The organism is Bowmanella yangjiangensis (assembly GCF_017255015.1).
GTDB classification, from domain to species: Bacteria; Pseudomonadota; Gammaproteobacteria; order Enterobacterales; family Alteromonadaceae; genus Bowmanella; species Bowmanella yangjiangensis.
Genome location: NZ_JAFKCS010000001.1, coordinates 22,201 through 47,562, shown reverse-complemented (window position 1 = coordinate 47,562; position 25,362 = coordinate 22,201). Strand labels below are relative to the sequence as shown.

The window sequence follows — 25,362 nt, the reverse complement described above, 5'->3', positions numbered from 1 at the left end:
TTAAAACCTTTTACAAATGCACCATTAGTCTGAGTCTGTAGCAGATTTCATAAAATTACAACATGGTAAAAAAACGGCGGACTCGATAGCCCGCCGCGTTTAAAGCCTATTCAGGCTGTTTAGAGTTTGCGAATGCCCATATTGTAAAGGGCAAAGGCATACATGTCTGCGTATAGTTCAATCTGCTTAGCTGTGGGTGTACCGGCACCGTGGCCAGCATTGGTTTCAATGCGGATAAGCGTTGGATTAGCACCTGATTGCTTGGCCTGCAGCTCGGCGGCAAACTTAAAGGAATGCGCCGGTACCACGCGATCATCATGGTCGCCGGTGGTGACCAGGGTGGCTGGATACTGCACGCCAGCTTTGACATTATGCACCGGTGAATAACCTTTGAGGTATTCAAACATGGCTTTGCTGTCTTCGGCCGTGCCGTAGTCATAAGCCCACCCCGCTCCTGCGGTAAAGGTGTGGTAGCGTAGCATATCCATTACACCCACTTGCGGGATAGCCACTTTCATCAAATCAGGACGTTGGGTCATCACCGCACCAACCAACAAACCACCGTTGGAGCCACCGCGAACCATCAAATGACTGGAATCAGTGTATTTGTTATCAATCAGGTATTCGGCTGCAGCAATAAAATCATCAAACACATTTTGCTTTTGCATTTGGGTGCCGGCTTTATGCCAGGCTTTGCCATATTCACCGCCACCACGCAGGTTAGCTACGGCCACAACACCGCCCAAGTCCAACCAGCCAGCCCAGGCAGAAGAAAAGCCTGGGGTCATGCTGGCATTAAAGCCACCGTAACCATATAGCTGGGTGGGATTGGTGCCATCCAGTTTAGTGCCTTTCTTAAAAGTGATAATCATCGGTACTTTGGTACCGTCTTTGGAATGATAGAACACCTGCTTAGACTCATAGGCGTCACTGTCAAAGGCCACTTGGGGTCGGTAATACACTTCTGAGGTACCGGTTTGTGGTGTAAAGGCAAAGATAGTATTTGGCATGGTGTAGTTGCCAAAGGTGAAATACACCACCTTATCATCCTGCTTGGCACTGAAGCCCCCCACGCTGCCTACACCGGGTAACTCAACAGTACGTACCTGTTTGCCCTGATAGTCGTACTGAATGACTTTTGAGATAGCATCCACCATGTACTCGGCATACAAATAACCCGCACCAGTAGTGATGGTCAGTACATTGTCGGTCTCGGCAATAAAATCCTGCCAGTTTTCCACCCCAGGCTTGGCGGCAGATACTTTAACGACTTTCTTGTTTGGTGCGTTGAGGTTAGTCACCAGCAACAACTCGTCACCTAAGCTCTCCAACACCGAAGTATCTGAATCCGTATGATCCAGCACTGTTACCAGTTCGCCATCCGGCTTGTTCAAATCACGGATATATAACTTATTGCCCGAAGTAGATACTGCGGCTTCCACCACCAGATATCTGTCATCTTCTGTCACGTAGGCGCCGACATAACGATGCTTCTCGGCATCAGTGCCACCGAAAACCACACTGTCTTCGGTCTGCGCTTGTCCCAGCTTATGGTAGTAAAGCTTATGCTGGTCTGTTTTCGCCGATAATTCGCTGCCATCGGGTTTGTCGTAGCTGGAATAATAAAAACCTTCATTGCCATACCAGGCAATGCCACTGAATTTAATGTCTACCAAAGGTGCTTCCAACTGCGCCTTAGTTTCGGTGTCGATAAGGATAACCTTACGCCAGTCACTGCCACCTTCGGATATGGAATAGGCTAATTTGCTGCCATCTTTGGAGAAGCTCAAGCCGGCTAATGAAGTGGTGCCATCCGCGCTGAACTGATTAGGATCCAGAAATACGTCGGTATGCCCCTGACTGTCAGTGCGGTACAGCACAGATTGATTCTGCAGTCCGTCGTTTTTAAAGAAGTAGGTGTAGTCGCCTTCTTTAAAAGGTGCGCCGACCCGCTCGTAGTTCCACAACTTAGTGATGCGCTGTTTAATTTCATCACGATAAGGGATCTGCTCCAGATAACCGAAGGTCACCTCATTCTGTGCTTTAACCCACTGAGCCGTTTCTTCGCTGCGATCGTCTTCCAGCCAGCGATAAGGATCAGGGACTTGCACATCAAAATAGCTATCCACCTGATCGGACTGCCTGGTTTTTATATATTCAATCTTTGGTTCAACTGCTTGCATTGATCGCTCTGTGGGTTGCTCGGCTTGCTGCGAGCAGCCAGCCAAAATGGAGGTCGCCAGAATAGCGGGAATAAACGGCTTCATGTATGTTCCTTTCTTATTTTAGTTCTCGTAATTTACCTGGATTGAAAGGATTTAAAAGTCAAAGAAAGCAAAAAGGCGCCCCAAGGGCGCCTTTTACAGTAAAGCAATGCTGACGATTACTTCTTCTTCGCCTTTGGATTAGGCAAGTCAGTGATGCTGCCTTCGAAAATTTCAGACGCCAGGCCAATAGACTCATTCAGCGTTGGGTGAGCATGAATAGTCAATGCTACATCTTCAGCATCTGCGCCCATTTCGATGGCCAGACCGATTTCGCCCAGCATTTCACCGGCGTTGATACCCACAATAGCACCACCTACTACGCGACCGCTGTCTTTTTCGAAGATCATTTTGGTCATACCTTCGGTACGGCCAGAAGCGATAGCGCGGCCAGAAGCAGCCCATGGGAAGGTCGCGGTTTCAACGTTGATGCCTTTCTCTTTAGCTTCTTTCTCGGTCAAACCTACCCATGCAATTTCTGGATCGGTATAAGCCACAGAAGGAATGCAACGCGGATCGAAGTAGTGTTTCTTACCAGCAATCACTTCAGCAGCCACATGACCTTCATGTACGGCCTTGTGCGCCAGCATAGGCTGACCAACCAAATCGCCAATGGCATAAATGTGGTTAACGTTGGTCTTCATCTGTTTGTCTACGCTGATAAAGCCACGTTCGTCTACTTTCACGCCAGCTTTGTCGGCATCCACTAAACCACCGTTAGGACGACGGCCAACCGCCACCAGCACCTTGTCGTAACGCACGGCTTCGGCAGGGGCTTGCTTGCCTTCGAAACTCACGTACAAACCATCGTCTTTGGCTTCAACACCTGTCACTTTGGTTTCCAGCATGACGTTGAACTTGTCTTTCACGTACTTCTGGTAAACCTTGATGATGTCTTTATCCGCTGCAGGTACCAATTGGTCAAGGAACTCAACCACATCTATCTGCGAACCCAGTGCTCTGTACACAGTGCCCATTTCCAGACCTATGATACCGCCGCCCAGTACCAGCATTTTGCCTGGGATGTCTTTCATTTCCAGTGCGCCGGTAGAGTCAATAACGCGAGGATCGTCTTTAGGAATGAATGGCAGAGATACTGGCTCAGAACCCGCAGCGATAATGGCGTTGTCAAACTGGATGGTGGTTTTGCCATCTTTACCTTCAACCACTAAAGTGTTGCTGCCGGTGAATTTGCCATAACCCTGAACGTGTTGGACTTTGCGCATTTTGGACATGCCAGCCAGACCTTTGGTCAACTGACTAACTACGCTGTCTTTCCATCCGCGTACTTTGTCCAGATCGATTTGAGGCGCACCGAAACTCACACCATGGGCGGCCATTTCACGCGCATCGTCAATCACTTTGGCAACGTGCAATAGTGCTTTAGAAGGAATACAGCCCACGTTAAGACATACGCCGCCCAGGGTTTCACGGGCGTCGACGATAACAGTTTCAATGCCTAAGTCAGCCGCGCGGAAAGCGGCGGAGTAACCACCCGGTCCTGCACCAAGCACAACCAGTTGCGTTTTAATCTCGCTCATTAGTGACCTCAATCGTTCAGGGGTAAAAGTTGTTCTATCCTTTGCAGACCGGCGAATGATACCTACGCAGGCCCTGCTTGGCAAAACCTGCGGTGTCAAACTTTAGTGCAACACCGCAGGTAGCATGGTCGGGTAACCCGACTACAGCAACATCTGACGGATATCGCCCATTACACTGCTTAAATGCACGGCAAAACGTGCCGCCAACGCGCCGTCAATTACGCGGTGATCATAAGACAGTGATAACGGCAGCATCAGCCTGGGTTCAAATTCCTTACCGTTCCACTTGGGCTTAATGTCGCTCTTGGACACGCCAAGAATTGCTACATCTGGTGCGTTGACGATAGGCGTAAAGGCCGTACCACCAATGCCACCCAAGCTGGAAATAGTAAAGCAGCTACCCTGCATATCGGCCGCTTTAAGCTTACCGTCACGGGCTTTGATGCTGATTTCCATCAGTTCTTGCGAGAGCTCATAAATGCCCTTCTTATTGACATCACGTACCACCGGCACTACCAGCCCGTTGGGCGTATCAACGGCAATACCGATATGGATGTACTTTTTCATAATCAGGCTTTCACCTGATTCAGACAGTGAACTATTAAATACCGGGTAGGCTTTCAGTGCATCTGCCACGGCCTTCATGATAAACACCAAAGGCGTAATCTTGAAACCCAGCTTTTTCTTATCAGCCAGCAGGTTTTGTTCCTTACGGAAGGCTTCCAGCTCAGTGATATCCGCTTCTTCGAACTGCGTCACATGCGGAATGGTTACCCAGTTACGATGTAAGTTAGGGCCAGATAGCTTCTGAATGCGCGTCAGTGCCACCTCTTCCACCTCACCAAACTTGCTAAAGTCGACCTTGGGCTGGGCAATGACTTGCAAGCCACCACTGCCGGCGGCCACCGCAGAGCCGACACTGGCTTTGGGTCGCGACAGCTCGTACTTCACGTAAGATTGCACGTCTTCTTTAAGGATACGGCGCTTAGGGCCAGTACCGCTAACCAACGACAGGTCAACACCGAACTCACGAGCTAAACGACGCACAGCCGGAGAAGCATGCACCTTGCCGGATGATTTAATTTCACCGGCACTGGGGTGATGCGGTACAGGCGGTGGACGCGAAGCGCTGGCTGGCGCTGCGCTGGGCGCAGGGGCCGCTGCGGCTTCCTGTTTAGCTGGCGCTGGCTGTGCAGGCGCAGAACCCGCAGTTTCAATCAGGGCAATCAAGCTACCTTGGCTAACCTTATCACCCGTTTTGATCTTCAGCTCTTTGATGACACCAGCAAAAGGCGCAGGCACATCCATAGTCGCCTTGTCGGTTTCGAGGGTAATCAGGCCAGCTTCGGCTTCAACCTTATCACCTACGGCAACCAGTACCTCAATAACATCCACGTCGGAGGCATCACCGATATCCGGTACTACCACTTCCTTCACTTCGGGCTGCCCCGCAGGCGCGGCGGCAGGCATAGCCTCAGCGGAAGTTGCAGGAGCAGAAACAGCCGGGGCCGCCTCAGCATTGCTGCTTACACCCACTTCCAGCAGCAGAATCAACGAGCCCTCGGAGACTTTGTCACCGGTTTTAATTTTCAGCTCTTTCACCGTACCGGCTTTAGGCGCAGGCACATCCATGGTGGCTTTATCGGTTTCCAGCGTAATCAAACCGGTTTCGGCTTCAACCTTGTCACCCACAGCAACCAGCACTTCAATGACATCCACATCGGCGGCATCGCCAATATCCGGTACTGTCACTTCAATAATCTGGCTGGCGCCGCTTGCAGGAGCTGTCGCGGGAGTGTCAGCTTGAGGTGCAGGCGCACTGGCGGCCGGTGCAGTAGGAGCCTCCTGGGCAACAGGCGCTTCAACCGCAGCAGCGGCATCGGCAGCTTCCACTTTCAGGATTAGCTTATCCTGACCGACTTTATCGCCTACCTTCACCAGGATCTCTTTTACCGTACCAGCAAAAGGCGCGGGAATATCCATACTGGCCTTGTCACTTTCAACCGTAATCAGCGACTGTTCGGCTTCGATCTGGTCGCCAACGGCGACACAGATCTCAATAACTTCAACTTCATCCCCACCGACGTCGGGAACCAGGACATCTTTCAAATTAGACATGCTCTTCCTCCCTATCAGGCGTACAGCGGGTTAATTTTCTCGGCGTCAATACCGAACTTGGCAATAGCCTCGCTCACTACCTTACGCTCAAGCTTACCGGCTTTAGCCAGTTCATGCAGACTCGCCACCACGATATAGGCTGCGTCCACTTCAAAGTGGCGACGCAGATTGGCGCGGCTGTCTGAACGACCGAAACCATCTGTACCCAGCACCTTGAACTGGCCTGGAACGAACGCGCGAACCTGATCAGCATACGACTTCATATAGTCGGTTGCGGCAATAGTCGGGCCGTCCACACCCGCATTCAGCACTTGGGTGATGTATGCGACTTTCTCTTCAGCTTGCGGGTGCAGCATGTTGAAGCGCTCGCAATCCAGACCATCACGTGCCAGTTCGTTGAATGACGGCACACTGTAAACGTCGGAACTGATGGCATATTCTTCTTTGAGAATACGGGCCGCTTCGCGCACTTGCAGCAAAATGGTACCAGAGCCTAGCAGTTTGACGCTGTGCTTAGCCTTCTCTGCCTGCACAGATTCAAGCTTGTAGATACCCTTAATAATGCCCTCTTCCACACCCTGCGGCATAGCCGGTTGCACATAGTTCTCGTTCATTACGGTCAGGTAATAGAAGACGTTTTCCTGCTCTTCGAACATACGACGCATACCGTCTTGCACGATAACAGCCACTTCATAACCGTAAGTTGGGTCATAGGTAATACAGTTAGGAATACAGCCTGCCTGGATATGGCTGTGGCCATCCTGGTGCTGCAAGCCTTCTCCGTTTAACGTGGTACGACCGGCAGTACCGCCGACCAGGAAACCGCGACACTGGCTGTCACCTGCGGCCCATGCCAGGTCACCCACACGTTGGAAACCAAACATAGAATAGTAGATGTACACTGGAATCATGGGCAAATCGTTGTTGGCGTAGGACGTACCTGCCGCCAACCAGGATGCCATGGCACCCAGCTCGTTGATCCCTTCTTGCAATACCTGGCCCTTCTTATCTTCACGATAATAGGCGACCTGATCGGCATCCTGAGGCTCGTATTTCTGCCCCTGGCTCGAGTAAATACCAACCTGACGGAACAAGCCTTCCATACCAAAAGTACGGGCTTCATCCGGAATAATAGGCACTACACGCTGGCCAACCTGCTTGTCTTTAAGCATAGCGGTCAGTACACGCACAAAGGCCATAGTGGTAGAGATTTCGCGATCACCGGAGCCTTTAATGATGGCATCAAAAGCACTTAAGGCTGGCGCCGGCAGATTCTCTGCACTTTGCGGTTTGCGCACTGGCATAAAGCCATTTAGCGCTTCACGACGCTCACGCAGATACTTCATTTCAGCACTGTCATCAGCGAAACGGAAGTATGGCAGGTCGGTCAGCTTATCGTCGGAAACCGGGATATTGAAACGGTCACGGAAGTGCTTAATCGCATCCATATCCATTTTCTTAACCTGGTGAGCAATATTCTTACCTTCACCAGCAGACCCCATACCATAACCTTTAACGGTTTTAGCCAGGATTACCTGTGGACGGCCTTTAGTTTCGGTGGCGCGCTTATAGGCAGCATAAACTTTTACCGGATCATGGCCACCACGGTTCAAACGCCAGATATCTTCATCTGACATATTGGCAACCATTTCCTTCAGCTCAGGGTACTTACCAAAGAACTTCTCGCGGGTATACGCGCCGCCTTTGGCTTTATAGTTCTGGTATTCACCGTCAACGGTTTCGTTCATCAGGTCAATCAGTTTACCTGTAGTGTCACGGGCAAACAGCGGATCCCAATAGCGACCCCACAAAACCTTGAACACTTCCCAACCTGCGCCACGGAAAGTACCTTCCAGCTCTTGAACAATCTTGCCGTTGCCACGTACCGGCCCATCCAAACGCTGCAGGTTACAGTTGATAACAAAGGTCAGGTTATCCAGGCCTTCGCGGGCAGCCAGGCCGATAGCACCCAAGCTTTCTGGCTCATCACATTCGCCGTCGCCCATAAAGCACCATACGCGCTGGTTGGAGCAATCTTTCAGGCCGCGATCGGTCAGATACTTAAGGAAGCGAGCAGTATAGATCGCCTGCATTGGCCCCAGTCCCATAGATACGGTAGGGAACTGCCAGAAGTCAGGCATTAATTTAGGGTGAGGATAAGAAGAAAGGCCCTGACCATCGGCTTCCTGACGGAACAGATCCAGTTTTTCTTCACTCAGACGACCTTCAACAAAGGCGCGGGAATAGATACCAGGTGACACGTGACCCTGAATATACAGGAAGTCACCACCGTCCCTATCACTTGGGGCGCGGAAAAAGTGGTTAAAGCCCACATCGTATAACATGGCTGAAGACGCGAAACTGGAGATATGTCCGCCCAGCTCAAGATCTTTCTTAGACGCCCGCACCACCATCATCAATGCATTCCAGCGAATGGCACTGCGGATCCTGGCTTCGATAGTCTGATCGCCCGGCATGGTTGGCTCCTGGCCTGCCGGAATCGTATTCACGTATGCGGTTGTCGCCGTATAGGGCAAATACGCACCGTTACGACGGGCTTTTTCAATCAGAGATTCAAGCAGGAAATGGGCTCGCTCAGTACCTTCGTTTTCCAGTACCGCCTCGAGTGCCTCAAGCCATTCTTGTGTTTCCTGGGGATCCACGTCTGGCTTAATCAGTTCTGCCATAGCGCTTTCCTTTCATTGATGAATGGGGCTAGTGGATAAAGATAGTGCAAAACACCGCTTTATCCGCCGACATTCTGTTGTTTATTCTGGCATTTCTATGCGACGCAGGGTGCGTTGCATATTGGTATTCTGCCGGTTGATATCGAGCAGGGTCTCTTCAATAAAGGCCAAATGCTCGTTGCTGGCCAGCCTGGCCTGTTCAGGATCACTGGCGACAATCGCATCCAGTATTCTTACCCTTTGCCTGTCTATTTGCTCACTTACCTCAGGGTAAGTTGACAGCACTTCCAGGTTTCGCCTGATGTTATCCTTAAGCAAGGGCTGTAAGCCCCGGAATATATGTAGCATTACCATGTTGTGTGAGGCCTGAATGACTTCCAGATAGAAACTCGCCAGACCTTGGGCCTGCGCTTCAAAATCCAGTCTGTCGCGATCCTGAGCTTGCCTGACCCTATCATAAGCTTGCTTTATAGCGGCAATCTGCTCTTCATTGCCACGCAATGCAGCGTAATAGGCCGCCATGCCTTCCAGTGCCAAACGAAACTCCAGTAAATCAAACTGGGATTCAGGCCTGGAGGCAATTAGCTCCAGTAAAGGCGCGTTTTCCAGAAGTGCCAGCTTGGTCTGCACGAAGGTGCCACCACCTTGTTTACGTACCACTAAGCCTTTCACTTCCAGCTTCTGTATAGCTTCGCGCAACGAGGGCCGGGACACGGCAAAACGCTCGGCTAAATCACGCTCAGACGGCAAACGCTCGCCAGGGGCGAGCTTGCCGTCGAGGATCATGGACTCCAGTTGTTCCATAATCACATCGGATAATTTAGTCGTACGAATTCGTTGCATTACACTCATTCAAAAATGGTAATACCAATTAACCTATAAGCATAGTGCAAAACCACAGGCAGGTAAAACAAAGATTTTAACCCTGTCAGTTTAATACTTTTATTCAATATTAATGCGGTGAAGTAGCAATTTGACTGGCTAAGCAACATTGGTAAGACCAATTTATACTAAAGAAAAAATGCTAATAGTTAACTGATCAGAGCTGTCAATAACTGAGTAAATCACAAGGTTAAAAGGAGCTGGCTGGACGATAGTGACCAGCCAGAAAACGTGCTAGCGTATCACCCCGCCAAGGGTCAAGACGGCCACTACAACCAATAGGAACATCATGTTTCGCTTCACCAGCCTTACCATAGTGCAAGGCGCTTCGGTACAGGTAACATTGTCATCTTCCACATACTCTGCCGCCTCGGCCACATCCGTCACCAGGCTTCTTGCCGAGCCTCGAAGGTCAAACGCATGTCCCAGCCAAACGGGTAGCGCACGAGAAAAGTGCCCCACCACCAACAAACCCAGGCTGGAAAGCCTCGCCGGTATCCAGTCAACGGCATCCATCACCTTCTGCCACTGAGGGAATAACGCGGATTGCTGCTGAGATAAATATCCAAGCGCAGCGCGAGTCAGCACATAAAACATCGCACCTGCCCCACCCAATGCAATAAACCAAAGACTGACCGCAATATAGTGGCGATAATTTATCCAAACCAGGCACTGGCCAAAGCTATTGTTGCTGTCACAAGGATAACCGAGTTGCTCCGCATACAAATGGGTAGCTTCTGTATCGCCGCGACTGGCAGCCTGCAGGTAGCCACGGTAGCTTTCCCTTAGCAACGGACAACCAATACACACCATTAAAATGGCTGTGTTAACAATGAACTCAAGCAAAAAGGCATCGAGACTATATAGAAGCAGCCCCACCACTAATGCAGGTAACACCATCGCAACCGCCATACTGGCCAGGTTACTCTGTGCGCTTATTAAGTTTTTGTTTTGCAGAAACTGGAGATATTGGTCGACATAAAATTCCGCCTGCCAATATCGGGTTTTGTGTGTAGACCTTTCTAAGGCCAATACCAGTAGCAAACTAATCAATGTCATTTCAGTTCCCTCAGTGCCGCTCGGTACCTCTGCCAGTCAAAAGCTGGGCCAGGGTCAGTTTTTCTGCCAGGAGCAATGTCACAATGTCCGACAATTCGCCCCAGGCTGATATCTGGACAGACCGACATAATAGCCTGAGTTAAAGCCACCAGACTATTATATTGGTCAGATTCGTAGGGCTGATAATCTGTCCCTTCCATTTCAATACCAATGCTAAAGTCGTTGCAATTCTCCCTGCCCTGGAACACTGATTTCCCGGCATGCCAGGCGCGTTCCCCAATAGGCACATGCTGCACAATGCTGCCATCCCGATAAATAACGAAGTGACTGGATACTTTCAGTTCCCGCAGGCTCTCAAAGTCAGGATGGCATGCGCAATCCAGGGTGCCACTAAATAATGCCTCTATATGAGGCTGCCCGAACTGCCCGGCAGGCAACGATATGTTGTGAATCACCAACAAATTGGCCGGAATCTTCTGTGGGCGCTCATTACAATGGGAAGAAGGGCAATGGCGTGCCTTAAGATACCAACCTTGTGGGTCGAACATAGATGAAATTCCAACGAGGTTTTAGGTACTATAGCGCTCCTGAAATCTGGATAACAGATGGAGAATGCATGGCACGATGGATGTGGATACTGACCTGGGTGAGCGCAATCGGCTTACTCACCCTGTTGTTTGATAAACAGCTGGCACGTCAGTTTAATCCAAACGAAGCCCCCAGCTCAGTTGTTCAAGGCAACCAAACCAGCGTTAAACTCAAACGTAACCGCCAGGGACACTATGTTACCAGTGGCTTGATAAACGGAGAGCCCGTGGTTTTTCTTTTGGATACAGGTGCAACACAAGTTTCAGTACCTTCGCATCTTGCCCAGAAACTGGGACTTAAAGCAGGCCAACGCTTTTTAGTCAGCACCGCCAATGGGCGTATCGAGGTTGCCTCAACCCAATTGGACAGCGTGCAAATTGGTAATATTGAACTTAGAAATATCAGCGCAAATATCAATCCCGGCATGCAGTCTGACGAGATACTGCTGGGCATGAGCGCACTTAATCAACTTGAATTCAGCCAGTCCGGAGACGTACTGACACTGACTTACAGCTTTTAATGAGAACATGACATGTTGAATCTCGAACAAGAAATCACCCATAACGTGAAGGCTGCACTTAATGAAGACTTGGCTTACCAAGCTCCAGAGCAAGGTGATATTACTGCCAGTCTGATTCCTGCAGAGCAACAGGCTGTAGGCCGGGTAATCTGTCGTGAACCCTGTACAGTGGCAGGCAGGCCTTGGGTCGATGAAGTATTCCGTCAGTTGGGTGGCGAGGTGCAACTGACCTGGCATGTTAAAGATGGCGATAAAGTTGATGCCAATACCTGTCTTTTTGAACTGAAAGGTCCCGCCAGAGCCATCCTTACCGGAGAGCGAAGCGCACTAAACTTTCTGCAAACGTTATCTGCCACCGCTACTCAGGTAACCCAGTACGCCGAGGTTTTAAAGCATACCCAAACCCGAATTCTTGATACCAGAAAAACGTTACCGGGTTTGCGAGCAGCACAAAAGTATGCGGTTACTTGTGGTGGCGGCAAAAATCATCGTATCGGTTTATTCGATGCTTTCCTTATCAAGGAAAATCATATTCTGGCCTGCGGCTCTATCAAAAAGGCCGTCGACGCAGCTCGCCAACAGCACCCGGACAAGCCCGTAGAGGTGGAAGTAGAAAACCTTGAGGAACTCCAACAAGCGCTGGATGCAAGGGCAGATATTATTATGCTGGATAACTTCGATCTTGAATCTATACGCAAGTCCGTACAGATTAACCAAGGACTAGCCAAGCTGGAAGTATCGGGAAACATCACTATTGAGCGTCTTGCTGAATTAGCTGAAACCGGTGTGGATTATATATCCAGCGGGGCTTTGACAAAAAATGTACAAGCAATTGATCTGTCATTACGCCTGGTCACTGAAACAAATTGAGCATGGTACAGATGCAGACAAGTTCGCCAAGTTCCACACTTGAGTATTAATGCCTATACTTGTTCACATAGCAAACCTGCCTATACTGGATATCGGAAAACAAGCCAGCTTGCAGAATTCTGTGAATGGCTTACTTGTTTAGTCAGCAACGTAAAGCATTCCGGGAATGCATTGGAGATAAACCATGAAAGTACAGCAAACTAACCAGAAGGGTTTTACCCTGATTGAATTGATGATCGTTGTAGCCATTATCGGTATCCTGGCTGCAATCGCTCTGCCTGCTTATCAAACTTATACACAAAAAGCACGCTTCTCAGAAGTAACATTAGCAACTTCTGGATTTAAGTCAGCTATCGAAGTATGTGCTCAGACCGAAGGCGACCTGACGCTGTGCACACAAGGAACGAATGGTGTGCCAGCTGACATAACTACCGGACAAGGTCTTCTGGCAAGCATGACGTGGCTACCGAGTTCTGCAACTGCTGGTACCTTAACTGCAACAGCGGTTTCTACTAACGGTCTGAACGGTCAAGTTTATGTCCTAAACGCTTCATTATCTAATGGACAAGTGGTTTGGACTGAAGATTGCACAAACGCTGGCGGCTTGTGCTAATCGTTAAAACTGCATAGTTTATAAAAAAGCCCAGGTTAACTGGGCTTTTTTGTCTAAAAGTCGGGTACTATATATGGCAAAAGAACAGTCCTTAGATGTCTTTGTTTGGCAAGGGAAAAACCGCAAAGGGCAGCAGGTCAAAGGCGAGATAAGCGCAAAGTCCATTAGTGAAGCGCGAAATCTGCTTCGAAGACAAGGTATTTCGGCTACCAAGGTTAAGAAGTTTGCCAAGCCACTGTTCGGCGGTGGTGACAAGATAAATGCCGCCGATATCTGTGTGGTATCCCGTCAAATTGCCACTATGCTCGCAGCGGGTGTTACCCTGATTCAAACCATAGATATGATTGCCCAAGGCCATGCTAAAGCCAGCATGCGCAAAATGCTTACCGAAGTAGGTAATGAAGTTAAAGCTGGTAACCCGCTATCAAAAGCCTTGCGCAAACATCCCGAACAATTTGAAGACCTTTACTGTGATTTAGTCGAGACCGGTGAACAATCCGGTGCACTGGAAACCATCTACGACCGTATCGCTACGTATAAAGAGAAAGCCGAAGCCCTTAAATCTAAAATTAAAAAGGCCATGTTCTACCCTATCGCCGTAGTGGTCGTGGCTTTTATCGTTACCACTATCTTATTGGTCTTTGTAGTTCCGCAGTTTGAAGAGATTTTTTCCAGCTTTGGTGCCGAGCTCCCAGCTTTTACCCAATTTGTTTTAGGCATATCCAGATTTGTTCAGGACTACGGTTTATATATAGCTGGGGCGGTATTTGTTGCAGCTGTACTATTCGGCAGAGCGTACAAAAAATCCAAAGATTTGCGTGACTCGTTGGATAAAAAGATCCTAAAAATTCCAGTTATTGGCGAAATCCTAAAAAAAGCCTCCATCGCCCGTTTTACCCGCACACTATCGACCACCTTTGCTGCCGGCGTTCCATTAATTGGCGCTTTGGAATCTGCAGCAGGCGCTTCAGGTAATGCCGTATTCCGTGATGCCATTTTGTATATCCGTAAAGAGGTCGCTGGCGGTATGCCGATGCATACATCAATGCGTGCCACTAACGTATTCCCTGATATGGTCACTCAAATGATTGCCATTGGTGAAGAATCCGGTGCCGTAGACGAGATGCTCGGCAAAATCGCCACTATCTATGAGCGGGAAGTTGACGATATGGTGGACGGCTTAACCAGCCTGCTGGAGCCTATGATTATGGCAGTACTAGGTGTAGTTATCGGTGGTCTGATCGTGGCAATGTACCTGCCAATCTTCCAGATGGGTAACGTGGTTTAACACCTTACCTTAGCAAAGAAAAGTCTGTTGACTTCACATCATTAAGACAACAGACTTTTCTGGCTGTCGGAACTACGGGGTTTTCCCAGTTTTCTGACAACGGATAATTAGCCAATAATTATAAGAGTCCCATGCCTGATATTGTTCTTTTACTGCAAAGTTCCCCAACTTTTTTGATTATCTTCGTGCTGCTAATCGGTTTGATGGTGGGTAGTTTTCTCAACGTTGTAATTCACCGCTTACCCATTATGATGGAGCGAGGCTGGAAGCAAGAATATCAAAGCTATTTTCATCCCGAACAAGCCGAAGTGCTTACCCCTTACAATCTGGTTAAGCCTGACTCCGAATGTCCAAAGTGTGGCCATAAAATTCGTGCCTGGGAAAATATTCCGCTACTTAGTTGGTTGCTACTTGGGGGCAAATGCAGCCAATGTAAAACCCCCATCTCAGCTCGCTATCCCTTAGTAGAACTATTGACCGGGCTCCTTTCCGGCTGGATGGCCTGGCATCTTGGATTTGGCTGGCCACTTTTGGCAGCATTAGTGCTCACTTGGCTATTGGTCGCCATGACCTTTATTGACCTGGATAAAATGCTGTTGCCAGACCAGTTAACCCTGGCACTACTTTGGGTTGGACTACTGGCCAGTACCCAATCGCTATTCGTATCCCCCGTCGACGCCATTATTGGTGCCATTGCCGGTTACCTGAGTTTATGGTCAGTGTATTGGGGTTTCAAACTGCTGACCGGCAAAGAAGGTATGGGTTATGGGGACTTCAAACTGCTGGCAGCCTTAGGAGCCTGGCTTGGCTGGCAATATCTACCTATGGTTATACTGGCTTCTTCTTTAGTGGGTGCCATTATCGGCGTGCTGATGCTCAGCATTCAAGGGAAAGACAAAGGCCAGGCAATACCTTTTGGCCCTTACCTCGCCATCGCTGGCTGGCTAACCTTTTTATACGGTGAGCCGGTAGCTGAGTATTATTGGGGCTGGATCTTATCGTGACGGGTCATCGTCCTTTGGTCATCGGACTGACAGGCGGTATTGGCAGCGGTAAGACTAAAGTGTCTGATCTGTTTGCCGACTTAGGAATAGATATTGTTGATGCGGATTTATTAGCCCGTGAAGTAGTCGAGCCAGGCACCCCTGCACTTAAAGAAATTACCGAGCATTTTGGTGCTGAAATACTGCAAGCCGATGGTCAACTTGACCGCCGGGCCCTGCGGGAGCGGATATTTGCTAACCCGCAAGAAAAGTCGTGGCTGAATAGCTTACTGCATCCATTAATTCGCCAGTTAATGCAGACTCGTAGCCGTCAAGCCAAAAGCCCTTACTGCATTCTGGCCATTCCTTTGTTGGTGGAAAACCAATTGCATCAGCTTGTGGACAGGATTCTGGTTGTGGATGTCAAAGAGTCCATACAATGCAGCAGAGTCGTCGCTCGGGATCAGGTTAGTGAAGCGCAGGCAGAGGCCATTCTGGCTTCCCAGGCAAGCCGCCAACAACGTTTGGCTGCTGCCGATGACATTATCGATAATAGTGGCCAGGTAGAGGCATTAATCCCACAGGTAAATAAGCTACATCAGCAGTACCTGACGCTGGCCAATAGTCTAAAAGCTTGAAATAAATCAGCATTTGCGTTGTAGTGCTAGTATTATGCTCAGCCCTTGGATTTCATGGTGAAATTTTTAAGGTAAGAGCACACCAAAACTACGAGGTAAAGCAATGAACCAGGCCGTGTATGAATTTCCGCTCAATGAAAAGGTGCGCACCTATTTGCGCCTTGAGCAGTTATTCAAACAACTTGGTCAAAGTATTAATGCCAATGAGGATTGGCAATACGTGCGCTTTATCGAATCGCTATTCACTTTGCTTGATCTGGCCGAACGTGTCGATGTTCGCACTGACCTTATCAAAGATATCGAGTTGCACGAACGCAATCTTAATTATTGGGCACAACATCCCAACATCGATCTGGACGCGTTAAAGCAAGCCCAACAAAAAGTCGTGACCCTTCGCGATGAGTTGAAAAATGCCCGCAAGTTCGGCTCAGCCCTGCGAGATGAAAAATTTCTGATGTCTATTCGCCAGCGCTTCAGTATTCCAGGCGGTACCTGCAGTTTCGATTTACCCAATCTGCATTATTGGTTGCGTCAGGATGCCAGTGTTAAACAGCAAACCATCAAAGGCTGGTTTAGAGAGTTTGCTTTGATGCAAAATGCTATTGATATGACATTGGCTTTTCTACGTGAGCGTGGGCGCTTTGAGACCATAGATGCAGAAAAAGGCTTCTATCAGGGTGTCGCTGACGATAAAAATGAAGTGATCCGCGTATACTGCCGTACAGATCAGGGTTACTTCCCCACATTAAGTGGCAATAAGTACCGCTATGCCATCCGCTTTATGATGTTTAATCCGGAAGAAGCTGGTCAGGTCGCCATGGAAACCATGGTGCAGTTTAAGCTCGCTTGTTGTTAATAAACACTTAGCCGTTATTCTGATGTCTTTTTAAGCCAATGTCTTGTCAGGCATGTCTTACTCTTTGCATTCTGTGAACGCGCTCGGATGTCTGACTTTATGCTACAATCCGCTTATTGCCGGATGTTTAGGCCAAGCCAGAAATGAAAGTTACCTGTCCAACCTGCCAAACTCAACTGGAATGGGGGCCACAAAGCCCACACCGCCCTTTCTGTTCAAAACGCTGTCAGCTGATTGATTTGGGGGAATGGGCTGAAGAACAAAAAACTATCCCCTGCGGCGCCAGTAAAGACGCCGAAACTCAGTTACCCGATATTGAAGATATCGAAGCCATGCTGGCCCAGCAGGAGGATGCGTTTTTTAAGCAATAATCACAGTGAAAAACGCGGCTCACATAGCAATTTGTCAACTATTGCTTTGTTGGCTTCGGGAAAGCCATAGTCAGGCAGGCTCTGCAAGGCTACCCACCTTCCCTGTTGCCCCTCACGTCCGTGAGGTTCACCAATGAAGTCCATGACCAAATGGATATCCAGCTTCACCTGTTTGTCACCATAATCATGCTCAACCAACATAAATGGTTGGGAGGTACTCACCTGAATATCCACTTCTTCCTGAAGCTCCCTAATCAGCGCCTGAGTAACAGTTTCCCCCGCTTCCACTTTGCCACCAGGGAACTCCCATTTTCCGCCCTGATGTAAGCTTGCGTCCCGCAGAGTGATAAAAACCTGTTGCTTACGCAGGATGACGCCCACTGCCACATGAACCACTTTCATGCTTGTATTCTCCAAATATAAAGGCCGGGATATCCCGGCCTTGTTAACATTTTCAGATGCTTAAGCTTGCAGGCTTATGACAGCTTACCGTGGCATTGCTTGTACTTTTTACCTGAACCACAAGGGCAAGGATCATTTCGCCCAACCTTAGGTCCTTCACGCTCTTCGACCTGAGTTTGAGACATTGACTCATGCTGCGCTTTCATACGCAGACGCATCGCTTCTTCTTCGCGACGACGCTGTTCTTCCACCGCTTCAACGTCGGATTCAGCACGCACCTGCACTTTACTCAGAACGTTAACCACCTCGGCTTTCAGATTATCCAGCATTTGGGCAAACAGCTCGAAAGACTCGCGCTTATATTCCTGTTTAGGGTTCTTTTGCGCATAACCACGCAAATGAATGCCTTGACGCAGATGATCCATCGCCGCCAAATGCTCCTTCCAGTGACTGTCCAGGCTTTGCAACATAATGGCTTTTTCAAACTGACGCAGTACGGGGGCACCAACCATTTCTTCCTTGGCTTTATAGGCAGCGTTCACATGCTCGTGAATCCGCTCTCGCAAGGTTTCTTCAAACAACTTGTCGTCTTCATCCAACCAGGTCTGAATGGGCAGATCGATTAGATAATCGGCTTTAATGCGTTCTTCCAGACCGGACACATCCCACATTTCAGCCAGTGACTGAGGCGGAATGAACTGGCTGATGGTTTCCTCCACTACGTCATGACGAATGGCTTCAATGGTACCGCTGATGTCGCCTTCGTCCAGCAGGCTATTGCGCTGTTCATAGATAACTTTACGCTGATCATTGGCTACATCATCATACTCAAGCAATTGCTTACGTATGTCGAAGTTACGCTGTTCAACCTTACGCTGCGCGTTCTCAATCGCCTTGGTCACCCATGGGTGCTCGATAGCCTCCCCACGTTCCATACCCAGGCGCTTCATCATATTAGCCATACGCTCTGAGGCAAAAATACGCATCAGCGAATCTTGCAGCGACAAGTAGAATCGTGAAGACCCCGGGTCACCCTGACGACCTGCACGGCCACGCAACTGGTTGTCGATACGTCGGGATTCGTGACGTTCGGTACCGATAATATGCAAGCCACCGGCAGCTATCACTTTGTCATGCTGTTCCTGCCACTCGGCTTTTATTTTTTCAACCGTGCCAGGTTTAGGATCGTTAATCTTATCCAGCTCCGCCTGCCAGTTACCGCCAAGCACGATATCGGTACCACGGCCCGCCATGTTTGTAGCAATAGTTACCGCACCAGGGCGCCCCGCCTGGGCAATAATGTCGGCTTCCTGAGCGTGGAACTTGGCATTCAGTACTTTGTGCGGGATCTTGCCCTTTTTAAGTACATTTGACAGCAATTCAGAGTTTTCGATAGACACCGTACCAACCAGAACCGGGCGGCCTTTTTCTACGTTGTCTTTAATGTCAGCAATAATAGCTTCGTACTTTTCTTCCGCTGTCAGGTAAATCAAATCCGCACGGTCATCACGAATCATCGGCTTGTTAGTGGGGATCACCACAGTATCCAAACCATAGATTTGCTGGAATTCAGCTGCTTCTGTATCAGCCGTACCTGTCATACCCGCCAGCTTGTCATACAAGCGGAAGTAATTCTGGAAAGTAATAGAGGCCAGTGTCTGGTTTTCGTGTTGAATTCGCACCCCTTCTTTGGCTTCCACAGCTTGGTGCAGACCTTCAGACCAACGACGACCTTCCATCGTGCGGCCCGTGTGCTCATCAACAATGACAATTTCCCCATCCTTGACGATGTAATCTACGTCACGATGGAACAACTTGTGCGCACGAAGTGCCGCATTGACGTGATGCATCAGGGAAATATTGCCGGCTGCATACAGGGACTCCCCCTCGGGTAGCAGCTCATATTTATGCATGATTTCTTCGATCCTTACCTGACCACGTTCGGTAAGGTGGATCTGCTTGGCCTTCTCATCAATAGTGAAGTCACCGTCGCCTTCCTGGCCTTCTTCATCTTCTTTTTCCTGCAGCTTTAGTTCAGGAATAATGGCATTGATACGCTTATACATCTCTGAACTGTCTTCGGCCTGGCCAGAGATAATCAGCGGGGTACGGGCTTCGTCAATCAGGATAGAGTCAACTTCATCCACTACAGCATAATGTAATGGGCGCTGCACACGGTCTTCCGGGCGGAAAGCCATATTGTCACGCAAATAGTCAAAACCAAACTCGTTATTGGTGCCGTAAGTAATATCAGCGGCGTATGCCTCACGCTTTTGATCGTGGCTCATGCCCGGCACATTACAACCAACGGTCAGCCCCAGGAATTCAAATAAGGGACGGCTCCAGTCCGCATCCCGGCGAGCCAGGTAGTCGTTCACGGTAATAACATGTACGCCTTTGCCAGTTACTGCATTCAGGTAAGAACTCAAGGTACCTGTCAGCGTTTTACCTTCCCCGGTACGCATTTCGGCAATCTGGCCTTCCTGCAGCACCATACCGCCAATCATCTGCACGTCAAAATGACGCATACCAAATACGCGTTTACTGGCTTCCCGGACTACCGCGAATGCCTCAGGTAGAATATCGTTAGTGGTCTCGCCCTTTTCCAGCCGCTCTTTGAACTCACTGGTCTTGTGCTTTAACTGCTCATCGCTGAGGCCTTCGTATTCGGCTTCCAACTGGTTAATCTGCTCAACGACCTTGCCCAGTTTCTTCAGCGTGCGTTCGTTTCGGCTACCAAAAATTTTCGTGAGGATACTTGAAAACATGCTTCAACGGCTTCCAATTCTTTTAATCTAATTCCAAACAAAACAATCGGCCTCGGGCTGTATCACCCTCTGCCGATTGCAGCTTATGAGGATCAGGAAAATCCTATAAGAGTAAGTCAGGCCTACTCCGGTATCGTCAGGGTTATCCCTGAGACTTACGATAGACAAAGGGCAATGGGTCTATCTGTCTGCCATGTTGCATCACTTCATAATGCACATGAGCGCCGGTAGAGCGTCCTGTACTGCCCATAATGGCAATAGTTTGCCCTTTGGTCACCACATCACCGACTTTCACTTCCAGGTCTTTGTTATGCCCATAACGAGTTACCAACCCGTTACCATGTTCAATTTCGACCAGATTACCGTAGCCATAGCGTTCACCGGCCCAGGTTACTAACCCGGCTCCTGTTGCCACCACTTCATCACCTTCCTGGCCAGCGAAGTCTAATCCTTTATGCATGGCGGGCATTCCGGAGAACGGATCTTTACGTACGCCGTAGTAAGAAGACAACCAACCACTGTTAATCGGTCTACCAGCAAGATAGCTCTGAGCTTCAATATGGTGATTAAGCAAGATAGATTCAAGGGCTTGAAGTTGCTTGGCTTTACCGTCTAGTTGCGCCAGCATTTGATCGATTTGAAACATTACATCACTGGCGGCCTGCACTTGAGTTTCCACCAGGTCCTGAGCAGGGCCACCGACAGCAGGTAGTTCTGAGAAGTTAAATTCTTCGCTGTTAAGGCCCGACTCGTTCGCCAGGCGCTCGCCCAGCGCATTCAGACGATGTAATTGCCCTTGCACTTCGCCCAGCTTCATCAACATACCAGTAAGTTGCTGCTGGGTGGTTTCCTTGAGAAGTTCAACTTCTTCTTTTTGTTTTATTAACCCGGTTTGCGTATACGCAACCCGGGCCTGTGCTTCGGCAGGATCCTGAGTAGAGCGACCAGCAATCAGGGTCAGCCCAAGTGTGACCGCCAAAGCGGCACCCAACTGCCGCTTCGATAGGCTATATCGAAAGCGCACCTTTTTGCTTCTGACTACTAGGGTTAAACTCATCGGATCTCTTACTCACTGCGGCGTCGACCGATTCTAAACCGACTCAAGGTTAAAAAAAAGCTAATAGACGAATTCAGAACCATAACCAGGAATAATCTATCAAACGTCAATTTTTTCGTTTTCAACTTAGTCCTATGCATTGAACAAGCCAGTTAGTCATCTCACTGGTATCCACAGCCAAGGGGTTAAAAACAAAAATGCCGCAGTTGCGGCATTTTTCTATCTATAAATGGCTAGTTCGCCAACAATGGCGCCCCGAATCGAATAGGCATTTTTTCTTCCGATTCGTAGCTGACAAATTCCCAGCAATCCTTCATGGCCAACAACTTATTCAATAGTTTGTTGTTCAATCCGTGCCCGGTTTTGTATGCGCAAAGCTCGCCAATAATGCTGTGTCCGCCTAAATACAGGTCACCAATAGCATCCAGAATTTTATGCTTGAGAAACTCGTCTTCGTAGCGCAGTCCTTCGTGGTTAAGCACGCGATACTCGTCCAACGCTACAGCATTTTCCATGCTGCCACCCAACGCCAAGTTGTGGGCGTGCATGTACTCGAGATCTTTCATAAAGCCAAAGGTTCTGGCCCGGCTGACTTCGTCAATATAAGACGCCGTATCAAAGTCCATCACCAAATGTTGACGAGTCTGACTGATGACCGGGTGTTCGAAATCAATGCGAAAGTCCACACGAAAACCATCATAAGGGCGAAGTTCTGCCCATTTATCGCCATCTTCGACACGAACCGTTTTGGTTACGCGGATGAATTTCTTCGCTGCGCCTTGCTCCTCTATACCTGCTGATTGCAGCAGGAAAATAAAAGGGCTCGCACTACCATCCATAATTGGCAATTCATTGGCATCGACTTCAACAATAATGTTGTCAATACCAAGACCAGCAAGCGCAGAGGCTAAATGCTCTACGGTAGAAATGCTGGCGCCATCCTGATTGCTAAGACAAGTACAGAGCATCGTATCCCCGACGGCATCAGCACGGGATGGAATGTCCACATAAGGCTCTAGGTCTACGCGACGGAACAGGATCCCCGTGTTCACAGGCGCGGGCCGGAGAGTCATAGTGACCTTATCACCTTTGTGCAGACCAATTCCTGTCACCTGCACTGACTGTTTAAGGGTACGTTGTTTGATCATCTCGCCTTAGCTCAACAATTAACCAAAACTCAAAAGGGCCGGCATTTTAGTGGTTAGACCACCAATTGTCAAAACATCAAGTGTAGGCAAGACCAAGAAATGCAAAGACTTCTTGCCACAAATGACAGTTTTATGACTACCCTTTCTGCTATTGTTAGTCCGCTTGCTTACGCAAAAACGCTGGTATATCTAAATATTCCAGGTCGTTATTAGACTCGGGTTTCTCTTCTACATTGTGCGCTCGTGCAGGTTCACGCATGGTGGTGACTCTCTCACCAGTCCCTTCTGCCGGACTCAATTTAAAATCATTAGGTTCAGGCATATAGCGATTAGTTGCACTTTGCTGACGATTACTGACCAGCGAAATTTCTGGCTTGCGGTCAGCACCAATACCCGTGGCAACCACAGTAACGCGCAGTTCGTCTGACATCTCCATGTCGATAACAGTTCCCACTACCACAGTAGCATTTTCTGACGCGAAGGCTTTCACGGCATTACCCACAGTCTCGAACTCATCGATAGCAAAGTCAGGACCTGCAGTAATGTTGACCAAAATACCGCGTGCACCTGACAGATCGATATCTTCCAGCAAAGGGCTGGCGATTGCCGCTTCGGCCGCTTCTTCTGCACGATCTTCGCCCGTTGCTGTACCACTACCCATCATGGCTTTGCCCATTTCAGACATTACCGTGCGTACGTCCGCAAAGTCGACGTTGATAAGGCCTGGGCGGGTAATTAACTCGGCAATCCCCTGAACCGCGCCACGCAGTACATCGTTAGCGGCACTGAACGCTTTTAACAGTGGTGTACCGCGTCCCATGACTTTCAGCAGCTTTTCGTTGGGAATAGTGATCAATGAATCCACATACTTGGACAACTCCTGGATCCCTTGATCTGCATATTCAATACGCTTACGCCCTTCGAAAGGGAAAGGCTTTGTCACAACAGCTACGGTCAGAATGCCCATTTCTTTGGCAATACGTGCCACCTCAGGTGCAGCGCCGGTACCTGTACCACCACCCATGCCTGCAGTGATGAATACCATGTCAGCACCTTCCAGACTTTGACGAATGGTCTCACCATCTTCCTCGGCAGCCTGACGGCCGACCATAGGGTTGGCACCTGCACCCAAGCCTTTGGTAACACTTGAACCAATCTGCAGGGTGACATTGGCTTTGGAACTGCGCAGTACCTGAGCATCAGTATTAACAGCGATGAATTCCACACCTTCAATATTGTGCGACACCATGTGATCGACGGCGTTACCACCGCCACCACCAACACCGATGACTTTGATTACGGCTTCATCGCCGTGGCTATCCATTAACTCAAACATGTTTTCTCTCCGGTTTTTTGTTTAACAACGTGCGGTCCTTGGCGTTAACCGCACCCCGCTAGACATTATTTCTATCTTTCTTAAAACTCGCCCTTGAACCAGCTTTGAATTCTCTGCCAAATACCTTCTGCTGACTTCTGCTTAGCCAGTTGCTTGGCTCGCATATGGTCTTTGGCGTATTGCAACAGCCCTACGACGGTGGCAAAGGTTGAATCCTCAACATACTCCGACAATCCTTTTACATTTAACGGTCTTCCCACTCTGACCGGCATTTGGAATAACTCTTCGGCAAACTCCACGGCACCTTCCATTTTTGCGGTACCGCCAGTTAACACTATTCCCGCAGCAATCTGCTCTTCCAGCCCACTGGAACGAATCTGGTCATGAACCAATTCAAAAAGTTCCTGATATCTGGGCTCTATCACCTCTGCCAGAGTATGTCTGGACATCGCTCTTGAAGGGCGGCCCCCGACACTTGGCACTTCTATGCTTTCTTCCATGCTGACCATGTTTTTCAGAGCACAGGCATAATTAATCTTTATTTCTTCCGCATGACTGATAGGGGTACGGAAAATTTTGGCAATATCACTGGTAATCTGATTTCCAGCCACCGGGATCACGGCGGTATGGCGAATTGCGCCATCGGTGTAAATAACGATATCGATAGTGCCACCACCGATATCCACCACGCAGACCCCAAGTTCTTTCTCGTCTTCAGTCACTACGGCATAGCTGGACGCCAATGCGGAAAAAATCAATTGGTCAGAACTCAGCCCACATCGCTCCACACACTTAACCAGGTTTTTGGCCATGTCATCTGCGCATGTGATGATATGCGCCTCGGCTTCCATACGAACGCCCGACATGCCCACCGGGTTTTTAATCCCTTCCTGCACATCAATAGTAAATTCCTGCGGCAATACATGTAGCAGACGGCGTTCAGCGGCAATGGGCACGCTACGCGCAGCGTGGATAACGTTATCCACATCTTCCTGGGTGACTTCTTTATTGTTGATCGGCACCATGCCGCTCTCATTCTGACATTGCACATGTCTTCCAGAAATCGCCATATACACAGAGGAAACACGGCAATCCGCCATCAGCTCCATTTCATTAATGGCACTTTGCACGGACTGCACAACCAGGTTCAAATCGTTCACGCCACCCTTGTCCATGCCTCTGGCCATATGGGTACCCACACCAACGATACTGATGCCGCCGTCGTCCAGCACTTCGCCAACGACTGCTTTAACAGTACTGGTACCTATATCCAGACCTACAATCAAATTCCGATCTGTTACCTTTGCCACCGGCATGTTCATTCTCACTATGCTGTCCGCTGTTTTATCTGTTTATAAATCTGTCATTCTTGC

21 protein-coding genes are annotated in these 25,362 nt (G+C 49.1%); 8 read left to right on the top strand and 13 right to left on the bottom strand.

Annotated elements, in window-relative coordinates:
- Positions 1–119 precede the first annotated feature (119 nt).
- The 7 genes from J0A65_RS00210 to ampD form a co-directional block, all read right to left on the bottom strand.
- Positions 120–2,267, bottom strand: coding sequence for a prolyl oligopeptidase family serine peptidase (locus tag J0A65_RS00210; RefSeq protein WP_206592100.1), 2,148 nt, complete (start codon positions 2,265–2,267; stop codon positions 120–122).
- A 116-nt stretch (positions 2,268–2,383) separates the two neighbouring features.
- On the bottom strand, positions 2,384–3,805 hold the full coding sequence (gene lpdA / locus J0A65_RS00205; RefSeq protein WP_206592099.1) for a dihydrolipoyl dehydrogenase: 1,422 nt from the start codon (positions 3,803–3,805) through the stop codon (positions 2,384–2,386).
- 141 nt (positions 3,806–3,946) lie between these two features.
- A complete protein-coding gene (aceF, locus tag J0A65_RS00200; protein ID WP_206592098.1) occupies positions 3,947–5,923 on the bottom strand; it encodes a pyruvate dehydrogenase complex dihydrolipoyllysine-residue acetyltransferase in 1,977 nt (658 codons plus the stop codon).
- A gap of 14 nt (positions 5,924–5,937) precedes the next feature.
- On the bottom strand, positions 5,938–8,610 hold the full coding sequence (gene aceE / locus J0A65_RS00195) for a pyruvate dehydrogenase (acetyl-transferring), homodimeric type (RefSeq protein ID WP_206592097.1): 2,673 nt from the start codon (positions 8,608–8,610) through the stop codon (positions 5,938–5,940).
- An 81-nt stretch (positions 8,611–8,691) separates the two neighbouring features.
- Positions 8,692–9,453 (bottom strand): pyruvate dehydrogenase complex transcriptional repressor PdhR, encoded by a 762-nt coding sequence (gene pdhR, locus J0A65_RS00190; RefSeq protein WP_206592096.1) that lies wholly within the window; start codon positions 9,451–9,453, stop codon positions 8,692–8,694.
- Between the two features lie 273 nt (positions 9,454–9,726).
- A complete protein-coding gene (gene ampE / locus J0A65_RS00185) occupies positions 9,727–10,551 on the bottom strand; it encodes a beta-lactamase regulator AmpE (protein ID WP_206592095.1) in 825 nt (274 codons plus the stop codon).
- Positions 10,548–11,099, bottom strand: a complete 552-nt coding sequence (ampD, locus tag J0A65_RS00180; protein WP_206592094.1) for a 1,6-anhydro-N-acetylmuramyl-L-alanine amidase AmpD — start codon at positions 11,097–11,099, stop codon at positions 10,548–10,550. The genes ampE and ampD overlap by 4 nt, the downstream gene beginning before the upstream one ends.
- Positions 11,100–11,167: 68 nt before the next feature.
- Here ampD and J0A65_RS00175 point away from each other — a divergent pair, with 68 nt between their 5' ends.
- The 8 genes from J0A65_RS00175 (at position 11,168) to yacG (ending at position 17,278) form a co-directional block, all read left to right on the top strand.
- Entirely contained in the window at positions 11,168–11,659 is a 492-nt protein-coding gene (locus J0A65_RS00175) for a retropepsin-like aspartic protease family protein (RefSeq protein WP_232849657.1), read from the top strand.
- 12 nt (positions 11,660–11,671) lie between these two features.
- Positions 11,672–12,529, top strand: a complete 858-nt coding sequence (gene nadC, locus J0A65_RS00170; RefSeq protein WP_206592093.1) for a carboxylating nicotinate-nucleotide diphosphorylase — start codon at positions 11,672–11,674, stop codon at positions 12,527–12,529.
- A gap of 184 nt (positions 12,530–12,713) precedes the next feature.
- Positions 12,714–13,142 carry a pilin gene (locus J0A65_RS00165; protein WP_206592092.1) on the top strand — a complete coding sequence of 143 codons (429 nt, stop codon included), beginning with the start codon at positions 12,714–12,716 and terminating at the stop codon, positions 13,140–13,142.
- Between the two features lie 73 nt (positions 13,143–13,215).
- The gene (locus J0A65_RS00160; protein WP_206592091.1) at positions 13,216–14,430 is read left to right on the top strand and encodes a type II secretion system F family protein; all 1,215 of its coding nucleotides are present in this window, start codon (positions 13,216–13,218) and stop codon (positions 14,428–14,430) included.
- Positions 14,431–14,561: 131 nt separating this feature from the next.
- Positions 14,562–15,434 (top strand): prepilin peptidase, encoded by an 873-nt coding sequence (locus J0A65_RS00155; RefSeq protein WP_206592090.1) that lies wholly within the window; start codon positions 14,562–14,564, stop codon positions 15,432–15,434.
- The gene (gene coaE, locus J0A65_RS00150) at positions 15,431–16,051 is read left to right on the top strand and encodes a dephospho-CoA kinase (RefSeq protein WP_206592089.1); all 621 of its coding nucleotides are present in this window, start codon (positions 15,431–15,433) and stop codon (positions 16,049–16,051) included. Before J0A65_RS00155 ends, coaE begins: the two co-directional genes overlap by 4 nt.
- Positions 16,052–16,154: 103 nt before the next feature.
- A complete protein-coding gene (gene zapD / locus J0A65_RS00145) occupies positions 16,155–16,907 on the top strand; it encodes a cell division protein ZapD (RefSeq protein WP_206592088.1) in 753 nt (250 codons plus the stop codon).
- Positions 16,908–17,050: 143 nt separating this feature from the next.
- On the top strand, positions 17,051–17,278 hold the full coding sequence (yacG, locus tag J0A65_RS00140; protein WP_206592087.1) for a DNA gyrase inhibitor YacG: 228 nt from the start codon (positions 17,051–17,053) through the stop codon (positions 17,276–17,278).
- Here the strand turns inward: yacG and mutT are convergent, their stop codons facing one another.
- The 6 genes from mutT to ftsA form a co-directional block, all read right to left on the bottom strand.
- Positions 17,279–17,680, bottom strand: a complete 402-nt coding sequence (gene mutT, locus J0A65_RS00135; protein ID WP_206592086.1) for an 8-oxo-dGTP diphosphatase MutT — start codon at positions 17,678–17,680, stop codon at positions 17,279–17,281.
- Between the two features lie 74 nt (positions 17,681–17,754).
- Complete coding sequence (secA, locus tag J0A65_RS00130) at positions 17,755–20,448, bottom strand: preprotein translocase subunit SecA (RefSeq protein ID WP_206592085.1); 2,694 nt, start codon at positions 20,446–20,448, stop codon at positions 17,755–17,757.
- Positions 20,449–20,590: 142 nt separating this feature from the next.
- Positions 20,591–21,505 (bottom strand): M23 family metallopeptidase, encoded by a 915-nt coding sequence (locus tag J0A65_RS00125; RefSeq protein WP_206592084.1) that lies wholly within the window; start codon positions 21,503–21,505, stop codon positions 20,591–20,593.
- A 233-nt stretch (positions 21,506–21,738) separates the two neighbouring features.
- The gene (lpxC, locus tag J0A65_RS00120; RefSeq protein WP_206592083.1) at positions 21,739–22,653 is read right to left on the bottom strand and encodes a UDP-3-O-acyl-N-acetylglucosamine deacetylase; all 915 of its coding nucleotides are present in this window, start codon (positions 22,651–22,653) and stop codon (positions 21,739–21,741) included.
- A gap of 154 nt (positions 22,654–22,807) precedes the next feature.
- A complete protein-coding gene (gene ftsZ / locus J0A65_RS00115) occupies positions 22,808–23,989 on the bottom strand; it encodes a cell division protein FtsZ (protein ID WP_206592082.1) in 1,182 nt (393 codons plus the stop codon).
- A gap of 80 nt (positions 23,990–24,069) precedes the next feature.
- Positions 24,070–25,311, bottom strand: a complete 1,242-nt coding sequence (gene ftsA / locus J0A65_RS00110; protein WP_232849680.1) for a cell division protein FtsA — start codon at positions 25,309–25,311, stop codon at positions 24,070–24,072.
- Positions 25,312–25,362 lie beyond the last annotated feature (51 nt).

Excerpts from the sequence above, each read along its gene's own strand:
- aceE (WP_206592097.1), bottom strand. The coding sequence starts at position 8,610 with ATGGCAGAACTGATTAAGCCAGACGTGGATCCCCAGGAAACACAAGAA.
- secA (WP_206592085.1), bottom strand. The coding sequence starts at position 20,448 with ATGTTTTCAAGTATCCTCACGAAAATTTTTGGTAGCCGAAACGAACGC.
- aceF (WP_206592098.1), bottom strand. The coding sequence starts at position 5,923 with ATGTCTAATTTGAAAGATGTCCTGGTTCCCGACGTCGGTGGGGATGAA.
- ftsA (WP_232849680.1), bottom strand. The coding sequence starts at position 25,311 with ATGAACATGCCGGTGGCAAAGGTAACAGATCGGAATTTGATTGTAGGT.
- nadC (WP_206592093.1), top strand. The coding sequence starts at position 11,672 with ATGTTGAATCTCGAACAAGAAATCACCCATAACGTGAAGGCTGCACTT.
- ftsZ (WP_206592082.1), bottom strand. The coding sequence starts at position 23,989 with ATGTTTGAGTTAATGGATAGCCACGGCGATGAAGCCGTAATCAAAGTC.
- J0A65_RS00160 (WP_206592091.1), top strand. The coding sequence starts at position 13,216 with ATGGCAAAAGAACAGTCCTTAGATGTCTTTGTTTGGCAAGGGAAAAAC.
- ampD (WP_206592094.1), bottom strand. The coding sequence starts at position 11,099 with ATGTTCGACCCACAAGGTTGGTATCTTAAGGCACGCCATTGCCCTTCT.
- mutT (WP_206592086.1), bottom strand. The coding sequence starts at position 17,680 with ATGAAAGTGGTTCATGTGGCAGTGGGCGTCATCCTGCGTAAGCAACAG.
- J0A65_RS00125 (WP_206592084.1), bottom strand. The coding sequence starts at position 21,505 with ATGAGTTTAACCCTAGTAGTCAGAAGCAAAAAGGTGCGCTTTCGATAT.
- J0A65_RS00165 (WP_206592092.1), top strand. The coding sequence starts at position 12,714 with ATGAAAGTACAGCAAACTAACCAGAAGGGTTTTACCCTGATTGAATTG.
- J0A65_RS00155 (WP_206592090.1), top strand. The coding sequence starts at position 14,562 with ATGCCTGATATTGTTCTTTTACTGCAAAGTTCCCCAACTTTTTTGATT.
- lpdA (WP_206592099.1), bottom strand. The coding sequence starts at position 3,805 with ATGAGCGAGATTAAAACGCAACTGGTTGTGCTTGGTGCAGGACCGGGT.
- zapD (WP_206592088.1), top strand. The coding sequence starts at position 16,155 with ATGAACCAGGCCGTGTATGAATTTCCGCTCAATGAAAAGGTGCGCACC.
- yacG (WP_206592087.1), top strand. The coding sequence starts at position 17,051 with ATGAAAGTTACCTGTCCAACCTGCCAAACTCAACTGGAATGGGGGCCA.
- J0A65_RS00175 (WP_232849657.1), top strand. The coding sequence starts at position 11,168 with ATGGCACGATGGATGTGGATACTGACCTGGGTGAGCGCAATCGGCTTA.
- J0A65_RS00210 (WP_206592100.1), bottom strand. The coding sequence starts at position 2,267 with ATGAAGCCGTTTATTCCCGCTATTCTGGCGACCTCCATTTTGGCTGGC.
- lpxC (WP_206592083.1), bottom strand. The coding sequence starts at position 22,653 with ATGATCAAACAACGTACCCTTAAACAGTCAGTGCAGGTGACAGGAATT.
- pdhR (WP_206592096.1), bottom strand. The coding sequence starts at position 9,453 with ATGCAACGAATTCGTACGACTAAATTATCCGATGTGATTATGGAACAA.
- ampE (WP_206592095.1), bottom strand. The coding sequence starts at position 10,551 with ATGACATTGATTAGTTTGCTACTGGTATTGGCCTTAGAAAGGTCTACA.